Here is an 11,632-nt window from a genome sequence, read left to right as displayed (position 1 = left end):
GCTGTCACACTTGCTCCCCACCTGTCATCCGGCTGTCCGACAATCGCCGCATCAAGAACTCCCTCATGAGCATGCAGCACGTCCTCCACCTCACGCGGATAAATATTTTCCCCGCCGCTGATAATCATATCGTCGACCCTGTCTTTGACCCAGAGGTAGCCGTCTTCGTCGAGGTAGCCGATGTCGCCTGAATGGTACCAGCCTTTGTGCATTGCTTTTGCCGAGGCTTCTTTGCGGTTGAAGTAGCCTGTCATCATGCACGGACCCTGAACGATGATTTCCCCGCTTTCGCCCGGCGGCATGATATCTTCCGGATCACTCGGCCCGTCCTCATTCGGTCTGACAATCCTGATTTCGTGATTCAGGCATGCCTGCCCGGCAGCTCCTGCTTTTGTAAGCTGATCTGCTTCGGACAGGAAGGTGATGGCCGGACCCATTTCTGTCATGCCATACGCCTGGACAAGTTTGAGCCCCAGCCTGTCATGACAGGCATGAACGAGCGAAGGTGCCATAGGGGCTGCGCCGTACAGTCCGATCTCCAGGCTGTCGATATCATAATCTTCGAGTTTCTCCTGCAGGATCATGTTCCACATCGTCGGAGCAGCGAAAAACTTCGTAATCTTTTCAGAGTAGATCAGTTCGAGCACTTTTCTCGGGTGGAACTGATGAAGGATGACATTGCTCCCGCCGGCATGGATCCTCGGGAGGAAGGCACAATGAAGCTCTGCACAGTGGAACATCGGTGCGGTCACGAGCCCGATATCGTTCGCTCCGAGTTTCGTCGCTCCGATGACGATAAGGCTCTGTTCAACTATATTCCGGTGCTTATGCATGACTCCCTTAGGACGGCCGGTCGTACCGCTTGTATACATGATTGCATAGTCATCATTTTCATCCACTTGTGCCTGGACCACTTCCGGAGCAGCCGCCTTCACTTTTTCATGATAGCTGGCGGCATATTGAGGTGTTACCTTGTCGATGAACCAAAAGGCTGTATGCGGAAAACGGGGCTCGATCGAAGCAACGACAGGCTCCACCGCCTTTTCGAACAGAACGACCTTAGGGGCGGCATCACTCAGGATGAACGCCACTTCTTCCCCCTGCAGCCGGAAATTGATCGGATTGAACACAGCCCCGATTTTTGCACATGCAAAGAAAGCCGTGCCGAGCTCCTCGGTATTGAACATAAAGGTCGATACCCGGTCACCCTTCTTCACTCCCTCCCCGATCAGGGCATTCGCCAGGCGATTCACCTCATCATTCCACTCGCTGTAAGTGTAACGGACATCTTTCCGCACATCATAAATCGCTTCCTTGTTAGGGAATCTCTTCACAGTCAGATCAAAAATCTTGCCAATTGTTGTGGTCATTTTCATTCCTCCTGCTCTTTATTTGAATTTGCCGGTAATCCAATTGGGCCAGGGTCTTTCATGCGTTCTGATACTCCTTACTATTAGAATATTCTGCAAATTAAATCCAAATCCTTTTTCACTTGTGATAAACTGATGGAAGTAAGGTTGGATTTTCCATATTTCAGGTTTTATCAAGGAGGACGTAAGTTGAAAACCAAATCCGCTTTGATTACATTGTCCTGTTGTCTGTTTATCACAACCGGGTGCATACCGGATAAAGAAAAAGAAGTTGTCAAACCTGTCGCAGCAGAGAACGAAACTGATCTGCCCGGGTTTGTGAAAGAGGCTGATTTCGAGGGAATTGACTGGGACAAAACGGTGACAAAAATAGGTTCCAATGGTACTAGTGACATCCTGGGCAATCCCAATAAAGTGGGGTATATCGGACCCGCTTTGCAAGCTGATCATCCAGAAAAATGGTTATGGCACTTCTTTGGTGAAACAGAAGGAAAACTGGCTGTTGTAGCTTATCATCATGAAACATCCGAGAAAGCATCTGTGTTAACGACTGGCTACACAACGACATTTTCAGGAGGCGCATTGTACGGAGCCGATGCCACGATGCCTTCTAACGTTTCTTTACCGAAAGCTGGGAAATGGGCACTTCTTGTGTATATAGATGAAGTGCTGTTTGATGCGCTGGTGCTCGAGGTCGGGGAAAAATAGCTGAGGGGCATGAGAATGAAAAAAAGCGAGACTTCCTCAAAAGAAGTCACGCCCTCATTCTTTCCTCTTCAACCAGTACTTCCACATTCCCATTCGTCCGCTTCTCCAACTTATAAACAAGTACTCCGCCAATCAACAACGAGATGCCGGCGAGCTTCTGCCAGGTAAGAGCAGTGGCTTCAAATCCAAACCAGCCGCCCGTATTGATGACAAACGCAATGACAATCTGCGAGATGAGTGCAATCGAAATCGCATATGCCGGGCCGATCAGCGTGACGCCCCTCATCAGGAAGAACACGATCCCGACACCGAATACGCCGCTGAACAAAAAGATTGGATTCACATTTCCCATGTCAAACAGGCTCCTCTGTTCGATCCCGTAAAAGACTGGCAGTGAACAGACAAGGCCCAGGCCGAGGACCAGGGTCGTCGTTGCCCACGGACCCGTTTTTTCACTTACCCGCGCATTGAATACATTTTGCAGACTGATCAGGATGCCTGCGATAACCGCTAATACCACACCAATCATCCGAGCACCTCCTTATTCATAGATGTTCCCTCTCGCTAAGATGTTGAGTTTTTCCAGATCTCTTATTTTTATCGATCCTTTTACCCGCTCGATGACGCCGTCAGCTGCCATCTTCTTCAATACCCGGTTCAAGTGGCGGTAACTGGTCCCGATCCATTCCGCCAGTTCCATCAGGTTGGATGTACGCATTTCCTCGTGAAAAACCGTCCCTTCCCCGATCTCTGAAATGGATAAAAGATAACTCGCCAGCCGCACTTCGACCGGGTACAGCATATGCATGCTCGCGGCATGCAGTTCCGTGTAGAACTTATTGGCCATCGTCTCAAGCAGAAACCGGATAATGGCCGGATGGTCTTTTTCCAGCTGCACCAAATCGGTGAATGGCACTGCGAGGAACATTCCGTCGGTGACGGCCTCGACCGAATTGATGACCGCACTCCCCTTAATGTATTCCACATCGCCGATCAGAGCGGGCGGCCGTTTAAACCGGTTAATCAAGAGCTTCCCTTCAGGGGTATTCGTGAAGATCTTGATTTTTCCTTCCACCAGAAAATAGAGGTTACGAAGCTTTTCTCCGGTCATGAATAACACGTCCCCTTTTTCAAAACAAAAGACGTGCACCTTCTTCCTGAAATCCTCCGGAAACAAATCATCCAGTTCAAATTTATTGATAAAAGTTTCTGATTCAGCACCATTTCGTTCTCTCACAGCATGAACTCCTTCGTTACAATTGGAAAAGGACAACCCCGGCAAGCATCATCATGAGACCGATACCCTGCCGCAGCGTGACACCAACCTTCTTTTCCCCGAACCATCCCCTTGACTCAATCAGGAATGCCGTACCGATCTGCGCCACGAGCAGGATGGCAATCGCCGACGCCGGCCCGATCATATGAATCGCCGTCAACTCCGAAAAGACGACCACAACCCCGAACGAACCACCGATCAAATAAAGAAATGGCACCTGCCTGAAGCTCTTCCCTTTTCCATCTCTTACTTTTATATAAATCGTCATCGCGATACTGAAGGCAACGATATGCACCATCGAAGTCGTATGCCATCCGCCGATCGCGTCACTCATTCTTGCATTAAAAATGCCCTGCATGGTAATACACAAACCGCCAAGCAGCGCAAACAAAGCACCTCTCATTCGTTCCCCTCCTATTCTGTATCTATTAAATAGCAGAGAGGGAATTTCCGAAAGGACATATGTCCTAACTGGTTTATCCTACGGTATTGAAGGTGGTTTTACCAGCAGGACGGGTACGATTCTTCTCCATAAGGGCACGACTGTAATTACGGTAAATCCGGTTTTGTTGATGATTGTCCAGTATGTCTTCGACTCATCATCTCTTTCATAGATTGGCACATTCATCGGCCCTCTCTTTATAATCATTGTGCCCTCCGTGTCGTAAAATCTTTCCTTTAGCTTGTTCATTGGGGTATGTTCTTTCTTTCTGGCAGCAAACACGTTCTTTTATAATCATATATCCACTCCGACTTTGTTAAGATAAGAACATGGATTAGGATTGAGCCGATTACACATCCTGAGCCGGATTTTTCTCGTTCAATACCGAATGGAATAGGCGGCATGGCCCGGTAATTGTGTTGGATTCCAATTTATTGTGCCTCTCTCCCGGATAATTGTGCCGGATTCCAATTTATTGTGCCTCTTTCCCGGATAATTGTGCCGGATTCCGATTTATTGCGCCTCTTTCCCGGATAATTGTGCCGGCTTCCAATTTATTGTGCCTCTTTCCCGGATAATTGTGCCGGCTTCCGATTTATTGCGCTTCTTTCCCGATAATTGTGCCTCATGTCGAATTTTCTTCACGCCTCACCCTATCTCAATAAATCCCCACATTTTCTAAAAAAATGTAACATCTTATGATCCATCCATTCACCATACTCGTATTCTATTTGTCTATTCATTACAATCCCGGTAACCGGTCAAGGACGTATCATTGAAAATGTTAAAAGACAACATTTCTTCACATTTATCAACAATAAACATCTTGTACCTGCCATCATTCTTTTCTATGATGAGGTTATGAAACAATCAAATTGAAAGGATGTTGAGAATGCTGCCCATCGAGAGACAGCAACAAATTTTAACGTGGCTTGAAGAGGAAGGGACACTTCGTGTGTCGGAGATCAGTTCCCGGCTGAGTGTGTCGGAGATGACGGTGTATCGGGATCTGAAACCGCTCCTTGAGAACAACAAGATCAAAAAGACCTCCAATGGGGTATCGGCCGTCATTCAGGATGAGCCGGCATGGAAGGATTGCTGTGTGTATTGCCTCAAGCCTGCGACTAATAGGAAATCGGTTCAATTGATCAAGGCTGACCACACGATTGAGCAGACGTGCTGTCCTCATTGCGGATTGCTGCGTTATCAGGATATTGAAGAAGAGGTGGTACAAATTATATGCCGTGATTTCCTGACGGACGTGACAATCAGCGGGAAGACGGCAATCTACCTCATCAACGCGGACCTGAACCTGAATTGCTGCCAGCCCCAGGTAATCGCATTTGATTCCCGTAAGCAGGCAAGTCAGTTCCAAATGGGCTTCGGCGGCACACTGCATTCTTTCCACGAAGCGATTTCATTCATCTCGAAACAAATGCAGGGATCTGACTGCTGTAAACATTAAGAAAAGAGGTACACTCGATGCGAAAAAAATCTACTGTTTCTCCTTATCAGACGATTTGGAGATGGCACTTTTATGCGGGTCTCATTTTTGCCCCGTTCCTGCTCATCCTGGCCGTGACGGGCTCGATCTACTTGTTCGCTCCCCAGATCGAACAGCAGCTTTACAATAAATATTATGAAGTGGAAGCACAGGGTGAGAAGATTCCCGCTTCCGAACAAATCAGTGAAGTGAAACGGCTGTATCCTGATGCCGTCATCACCAAGTTCACGCCCGGTGACAGCCCTGACCGCTCCAGTGAAATCGGAATCAGTACCGATGCCGGTACGTCTGCCGTCTTCATCAATCCTTATACGGGGAAATCACTTGGCGAGCTGAAAAGTGAAGACCGGATCATGGATAAGGTTGAAGAATTTCATGGTGAATTGATGGCCGGGACTATCGGGGACCGGATCGTGGAGCTTGCGGCCAGCTGGGCTGTCGTGCTGATCGTGACCGGTCTGTTCCTATGGTTCCCGCGCAAGAAGGACAAGCTGTCGGGAGTATTTTTTCCGCGTTTCGGCAAAGGAAAGAACGTCCTGCGCCGCGACCTTCACGCGGTGCCAGCCTTCTGGATTACAGCAGGAATGTTATTCCTGGTCATGACAGGACTGCCTTGGTCGGGGCTCTGGGGTACGAACTTCCAGAACATGTTCACCAATTCCGGGGCAGGCTATCCCCCTTCCATCTGGACAGGGGATGCGCCTCAATCGGAACTCAAGACAAAGGAGATCGCCGAGGTACCATGGGCGGCAGAGAATCTCGACGTGCCGGAATCTGCACTCGAGGGGTACACTCCCGTCTCCATCAATGACGTCGTGAATATCGCAGAAAGGGAAGGGATCGACCCTGGCTATTCGGTTTTCATCCCACAGGACAAGCAAGGGGTCTATACGCTGTCAGCCTTCCCAGCCAAGGCACAGGATGAAGTGACAATACATCTCGATCAATACACAGGCGCAGTCCTGGCCGACTACCGGTTTGACAACTATGGACCTGTCGGTAAAATGGTCGCACTCGGCATCACGCTCCATACAGGCACTCAATTTGGCATAATCAATCAAGTGGTCTGCCTGTTCATCTGCCTCGGCATCATCCTTGTCGTCGCAAGCGGATTCTACCTATGGCTCAAACGCAAGCCGAAAAAGGAAATGGGGGCACCAAAAGCGCCAGGCATTCTGAAGATGAAACTCTTCCTGCTGCTCATGATCGCACTCGGCATCCTCTTCCCGCTCGTCGGCTTATCCCTGATTGTTGTCGGACTCCTTGACTGGCTCGTCATCAAGCGCATTCCTTCAGCAAAAAAATTCCTAAGTGCGGAATAAGAAAGGATCATGCTTCATGAAAAAAAAGTGGAACTATTTCAGTCTCCTCATCCTGTCTCTGATGCTCGGAGCATGTTCACCTAATGAGGATGCAGCTGAGCTTTACCATAAAGAATCGCCTCTTCAGGCAGATATCATCATGCCTGAAGCATTTTCCGGGAATGACCCCTTTAAGGTTTCGCTGACCCAGGACGGCAAAAAAATCGACGATGCAAACTTCGTCCATTTTGAAATCTGGAAAGCCGACGGCACCTTCCGCCTGCCTATGGAAGAAGCTGAACCTGCAGGTGACGGTACCTATACATTCAACCAGAATTTGACGGAAGACGGTCTCTATTACGTCAAAGTCCATGCCGGAAACAACGGCTCCATCATCATGCCGACCAAGCCATTCGCAGTCGGGGAGCTGTCCAAATCCGATGTGGAAGCCCTAAACGGAATGGCTCCGGTTGAAAGCAGTAATCACGAAGGGCACCATTGATTTTATTTTGGGGAGCAGATGGAAGTCATCTGCTCTTTTTTTATCAGTAGTTATTAGAGACACTTTATTTGAATCAACGGCGGAGTAAATTCATTTTATGGGTTCCGGTACCTGTCCCTGAGTTATAGCGCCGCTTCACAAATACTTACACACTTTCTCTAATAATTGCGCGATTTTCTACTTTTCTTAACTCACACCATCCCTTCACAAAAAAAGACCCCCCGCCGCTATCGGCAGTGGTCTCCCACTTCAATTCAATTGATCCAGTGTCGCATCATTCTCCCGTTCGATTCACTGTTCCACCTCCGCCGACACTAATTCCAGCGTCACATCATCCCCGTCCGGCTCATCCATTTCCATAATGTTTACATGCTTAATGTAACCGGGTACAACATCATCAAAAAATTCATTGCGGCTTGGCAGATCGATTTCTGTCATTCCGGCCAGATCCTCTACGCTTTCACCTTCCTTTACAAGCTTTTGCTGCATCGATTCTTCCGCCCGCGTCGGGGCAAATATCAGTTCCAGCAGATATCTTTGCGGAAAGTCAAGCCGTTCTATGTTCTCTGACTGGAATGTTCCATCAGACTTAACTGCTATGTAAGCTTCTGATGTGATTTTCATATAAGGTTCCGCACGGTAATCTTTAATGTCATCTAAGGACGTATCTTCCGGGTAGGCTCTGAGTCTGGCATACAGGACGGCATCAGGCGGGAGTGTTGTCTTCCCTTTAAGTTGTATGCTTGTTGAATCCAATGTGACGGCGGCATCAAATGTATAAGCAGGCTCTTTCTTTTTTTGCGGGGACGTTTGTTCTTCCTTGTCGACTTTATCCGCAAGCTCTGTGTTTCCATCCTTCTTCACCATTTGCCGGACACTGCTCTTATCCTCTGAAAAGTCCAATCGGCAAGCAGTTAAAAGCGAAAGCATCAGCCAAATGAATATGAAGGTCAATTGTTTTTTCCCGTTCATTTCTAACACCTGCTTTAATACGGATTATTCAGAATTTATTTACAACTTCGCTTCATTATTGTAACATTAAGCATGAAAAAATTGTATTTATTTGTAAAAATCGTGCGGAGGGATTAGATGAGAAGGATAGTGAATACTTCCCTTCATTTTTTCATTGTTATTTTAGGTTTGTTTTTCCTAAGCGGCGCGGGGTCGCTGCTTGCCTATGATTCAGAACTTGTCGTCACAATCGGCTATTACTTCCACCAGCTCTATCAATCTTTGTTTGATATGATGGACCCTGCTTCGATCTCAGTTTATTTGGGAGACGATGATCGCTCCTATCCATTACCCGAAATTTTTCTAAGTACATACGGGTATTCATTTACGATATTGATCAGTTCCTTTTTCTTTGCAGTCTGTATTTCTGTCATAATCAGCTACCTGATCATGCTGATGCCGCTGCGCGGTTACCGGAATTCCCTGAAACTCTTGAATGTGCTTGATGCATTGCCTGACGTATTCATTGTGGTTTCATTCCAGATTTTCATCATCTGGTTATATAAGAAAACAGACATCCTGTTCTTTAATATTTATGCTCTGCAAGATGAGAGAACCTATTTTCTGCCGATCGTCTGCCTCTCTATCTTACCGGTAATTTTTTTAATCAAGCAGTTTTTATTTCAACTGGAGGAAGAACGGGACAAACCGTACGTTGAATTCTCGTACGCGAAAGGATTCAGGAAAACCTATACAGTCTGGGTTCATTTATTCCGGAATGTATGGATCCATTTTTTTCTACACTTAAAACCGATATTTCTCCTGATGCTTTCAAACTTATTTGTCATCGAGATACTGTTCCATATGAATGGCTTCATGATGGTATTATTTAGAGCCTCCACCAGTTCAGCTGCTGCATTTTTTCTGGGGATGTTAATGATATTTGTACCATTCTTCCTCGTCTTTCAAACAGGCTCATTTATTCTGAAAAAATGGTTAAAGGGAGGGGACCATTATGTCTAGCAGACTGCTGAAAGCCTTATGGTTTCCTGCGCTGATTGTGTCTGCACTTGTCGTGGTAAGCTTCCTGATCCCTGTCTGGTATCCAGACTTTGATAAGATCATGAACTACTTAAAGGATGAAGAAGGAAGACTGATTGCCGCCCCGCCCTTTTCCCCCAGTGAAATGGCTCCTTTAGGAAGCGACCGGCTCGGCAGGAACTTCTTTCTTGTGCTTTTGGCTGGTGCGAAGTTTACGATATTCGCCGCATTGTTCATTGCTTTTCTGCGCATCGTTTTCGGTTTTATTTTTGCCGTATTCTATACGTTTGTACCTGCATTCGTGGGGAGATATATCAAGGCATTAGGTGAGTCTTTTCAATATATACCGATTGCCATCGTCGTATTTGCCATACTCATCCCTTTGGAAAGCTCATTTCAGCCGGGGTTCCTGCCTTCCGATGAGTACTTCGTGATTCAACTATGTGTGATTGCCCTTATCACCGTCCCTTCACTCGGGATCTACCTGGGTGAGGAAATGAAGCTCTACTTGAACCAGGAGTTTATCCAAGTATCCCGGACAATGGGTGCCGGCCGCTTCAATATTATGAAAATGCATCTGCTGCCTCAGTTTCTAAGGCATTCCATCGTATTATTTTCCGAACAAGTCTCGCAGGCACTATCACTGATGATCCAGCTCGGAATCATGCTGATGGCACTGGGGGGACTTACGATTGCTGAGTTTGCCTTTACTGCATTGGACCCAAGTAATCCGGTGTACTTCTCAAAGACCAATGAATGGGGTGCCACTATCGGGATGAATATCCAGCTTATATTCTCCAATCCGCTCTTAGTGCTTGTTCCGTTAGCTTTTTTCGCCGTGATTATTCTGTGCATGAACAATATCAGTTCACAGTTGAGAAAAATCTTCATCGAAAGCGACATGCCTTTCACGAAAGTAAAGAAGCTGAGAACAGAAAGGGAAAACCCGGACGTCCGTATTTCCAAAGATCTATTTACTTTGAAACATTGATTCGCGCATAAAAAAGAACCTTTGCTTCTGACATAGCAAAGGTTCTTTCTATCTATCTGTCCAGCCTCACCAAATCTGCATAACTCTCCCGCTCGATTACCACGCGGGACTCCCCGTCTTTCACAAACACTACCGCCGGACGCGGGATCCGGTTATAGTTATTCGCCATCGAGTAACCGTATGCGCCCGTACTGAACACGGCGAGGGTATCGCCGAAGTTCATCGGCGGCAGCATCAGGTCCCAGATAAGCATATCACCGGATTCGCAGCATTTGCCCGCAATGCTGACGAGCTCGGTACATTCTTCATTCGGACGGTTCGCGAGTACGGCATGATATTTCGCCCCGTACAAAGCAGGACGCAGGTTATCAGTCATACCACCGTCCACCGAGACGTATGTACGTACGTCCGGAATGATTTTCTTCGAGCCGACTTTATAGAGCGTCGTCCCTGCTTCCGCAACGATGCTGCGGCCCGGTTCGATCCACACTTCAGGCAGCGGGTAACCGTTGTCGCCGAAGCTTTCCTTGACGCTTGCAGTGATTGCTTTCACATATTCTGAAACCGGCAGCGGCTTGTCCTCGTCGGTGTAGCGGACCCCGAAGCCCCCTCCGATATTCAGAACCGGCAGCGTCACGTCGCACTCGATCCTCACACTTTGAAGAAAATCGGAAAGCACCGTGATCGCCTGCTGGAAGCCATCCAATTCAAAGATCTGCGATCCGATATGAGAATGGATCCCGAGCACCGTGTAATTCGGCTTGCACAGGGCAATCTGCATCGCGCGGTCGGCCTGTCCGTTCGATATGCCGAAACCAAACTTTGAATCATCCTGCCCGGTCATGATGTAGTCATGAGTATGAGCCTCCACACCCGGGGTGACACGCAGCAGGATATTTACTTGCTGCTCCCGCTCTTTTGCCAGATCATGCAAGAGCTCAAGTTCAAGGAAGCTGTCGACCACAAAGCAGCCGATTTCCGCCTCCAGCGCCATGATGAGCTCCGCCTCCGACTTATTGTTCCCGTGAAAATGAATACGCTCTCGCGGAAATCCTGCTTGAAGCGCTGTATACAGCTCCCCGCCGGACACAACATCCAGCGACAGATTCTCCTCTTCTGCAAGACGAACCATTTCCTTGCACATAAATGCCTTGCTCGCATATGCCACCTGGAACTCAAGACCGCTCTCAATGAACGCCTCCCGGAACGAGCGCGCCTTCTCCCGGATCATCGCTTCATCATATACCATCAGCGGAGTACCGTACGCCTCAGTAAGTTCCCCTGTGCTCATTCCCCCGATTTCCAAGTGTCCTTGTACATTCGTTTCCATCGTTGCCATATCACATTCTCCTCCTGAACCTCTCCGAAAAAACACACAAAAAAACCGTATGAAGCGATGCTCATACGGTTTCCTGATCAAAACGAAGAACGTCCTGAAGAATCCTGTATTAACATCTCTTCAATAGTTCTCCACAATGTGACCATTGTGACAGTCTGACACTTGTTCAATGTCAGCCCAACAAGAAACCGAATGGCTGCTTCCCGT

14 protein-coding genes and 1 riboswitch are annotated in these 11,632 nt (G+C 47.7%); of the genes, 6 read left to right on the top strand and 8 right to left on the bottom strand.

Going from position 1 to position 11,632, the window contains the following annotated elements; genetic code table 11:
• On the bottom strand, positions 1 to 1,370 hold a 1,370-nt coding region (locus HP456_RS13750; protein ID WP_172252025.1), incomplete at its 3' end, for a long-chain-fatty-acid--CoA ligase.
• 189 nt (positions 1,371 to 1,559) lie between these two features.
• On the opposite strand from HP456_RS13750, the gene HP456_RS13745 reads away from it, so the two are divergent.
• Complete coding sequence (locus HP456_RS13745; protein ID WP_172252023.1) at positions 1,560 to 2,078, top strand: DUF4871 domain-containing protein; 519 nt, start codon at positions 1,560 to 1,562, stop codon at positions 2,076 to 2,078.
• Positions 2,079 to 2,124: 46 nt separating this feature from the next.
• Here the strand turns inward: HP456_RS13745 and HP456_RS13740 are convergent, their stop codons facing one another.
• The 5 genes from HP456_RS13740 to HP456_RS25370 all read right to left on the bottom strand — a co-directional run bounded on the left by HP456_RS13740 (position 2,125) and on the right by HP456_RS25370 (position 4,441).
• Positions 2,125 to 2,607: a DMT family transporter gene (locus tag HP456_RS13740; RefSeq protein WP_172252021.1), complete on the bottom strand. Its 483-nt coding sequence runs from the start codon at positions 2,605 to 2,607 to the stop codon at positions 2,125 to 2,127.
• A 12-nt stretch (positions 2,608 to 2,619) separates the two neighbouring features.
• Entirely contained in the window at positions 2,620 to 3,315 is a 696-nt protein-coding gene (locus tag HP456_RS13735) for a Crp/Fnr family transcriptional regulator (protein WP_172252019.1), read from the bottom strand.
• A gap of 16 nt (positions 3,316 to 3,331) precedes the next feature.
• Positions 3,332 to 3,757 (bottom strand): DMT family transporter, encoded by a 426-nt coding sequence (locus HP456_RS13730; protein WP_172252017.1) that lies wholly within the window; start codon positions 3,755 to 3,757, stop codon positions 3,332 to 3,334.
• A gap of 78 nt (positions 3,758 to 3,835) precedes the next feature.
• A complete protein-coding gene (locus HP456_RS13725; RefSeq protein WP_172252015.1) occupies positions 3,836 to 4,003 on the bottom strand; it encodes a hypothetical protein in 168 nt (55 codons plus the stop codon).
• A gap of 306 nt (positions 4,004 to 4,309) precedes the next feature.
• Positions 4,310 to 4,441 carry a hypothetical protein gene (locus tag HP456_RS25370; RefSeq protein WP_281358043.1) on the bottom strand — a complete coding sequence of 44 codons (132 nt, stop codon included), beginning with the start codon at positions 4,439 to 4,441 and terminating at the stop codon, positions 4,310 to 4,312.
• A gap of 247 nt (positions 4,442 to 4,688) precedes the next feature.
• On the opposite strand from HP456_RS25370, the gene HP456_RS13720 reads away from it, so the two are divergent.
• The 3 genes from HP456_RS13720 to HP456_RS13710 are packed head-to-tail and all read left to right on the top strand — an operon-like array spanning position 4,689 to position 7,103.
• Entirely contained in the window at positions 4,689 to 5,261 is a 573-nt protein-coding gene (locus HP456_RS13720; protein ID WP_172252013.1) for a DeoR family transcriptional regulator, read from the top strand.
• A gap of 17 nt (positions 5,262 to 5,278) precedes the next feature.
• Positions 5,279 to 6,622, top strand: a complete 1,344-nt coding sequence (locus HP456_RS13715) for a PepSY-associated TM helix domain-containing protein (protein WP_172252011.1) — start codon at positions 5,279 to 5,281, stop codon at positions 6,620 to 6,622.
• A 16-nt stretch (positions 6,623 to 6,638) separates the two neighbouring features.
• Positions 6,639 to 7,103: a FixH family protein gene (locus tag HP456_RS13710; RefSeq protein ID WP_172252009.1), complete on the top strand. Its 465-nt coding sequence runs from the start codon at positions 6,639 to 6,641 to the stop codon at positions 7,101 to 7,103.
• Between the two features lie 291 nt (positions 7,104 to 7,394).
• Here HP456_RS13710 and HP456_RS13705 read toward each other — a convergent pair whose 3' ends face one another.
• Positions 7,395 to 8,075: a hypothetical protein gene (locus HP456_RS13705; protein ID WP_172252007.1), complete on the bottom strand. Its 681-nt coding sequence runs from the start codon at positions 8,073 to 8,075 to the stop codon at positions 7,395 to 7,397.
• Between the two features lie 117 nt (positions 8,076 to 8,192).
• Between HP456_RS13705 and HP456_RS13700 the strand changes: the two genes are divergently transcribed.
• Positions 8,193 to 9,077 (top strand): ABC transporter permease subunit, encoded by an 885-nt coding sequence (locus HP456_RS13700; protein WP_172252005.1) that lies wholly within the window; start codon positions 8,193 to 8,195, stop codon positions 9,075 to 9,077.
• Positions 9,070 to 10,086 carry a hypothetical protein gene (locus tag HP456_RS13695; RefSeq protein WP_172252003.1) on the top strand — a complete coding sequence of 339 codons (1,017 nt, stop codon included), beginning with the start codon at positions 9,070 to 9,072 and terminating at the stop codon, positions 10,084 to 10,086. The genes HP456_RS13700 and HP456_RS13695 overlap by 8 nt, the downstream gene beginning before the upstream one ends.
• 52 nt (positions 10,087 to 10,138) lie before the next feature.
• Here HP456_RS13695 and lysA read toward each other — a convergent pair whose 3' ends face one another.
• Positions 10,139 to 11,425 carry a diaminopimelate decarboxylase gene (lysA, locus tag HP456_RS13690; protein ID WP_172252001.1) on the bottom strand — a complete coding sequence of 429 codons (1,287 nt, stop codon included), beginning with the start codon at positions 11,423 to 11,425 and terminating at the stop codon, positions 10,139 to 10,141.
• 116 nt (positions 11,426 to 11,541) lie between these two features.
• Positions 11,542 to 11,632: riboswitch (Lysine riboswitch) on the bottom strand. This riboswitch is flagged as partial in the annotation.

The sequence above is a fragment of the Bacillus haikouensis genome (assembly GCF_013179555.1).
Classification (GTDB): domain Bacteria; phylum Bacillota; class Bacilli; order Bacillales; family Bacillaceae_B; genus Rossellomorea; species Rossellomorea haikouensis_A.
Note: the sequence above shows the minus strand (reverse complement) of the source record. Positions and strands in the feature narration are given on the sequence as shown.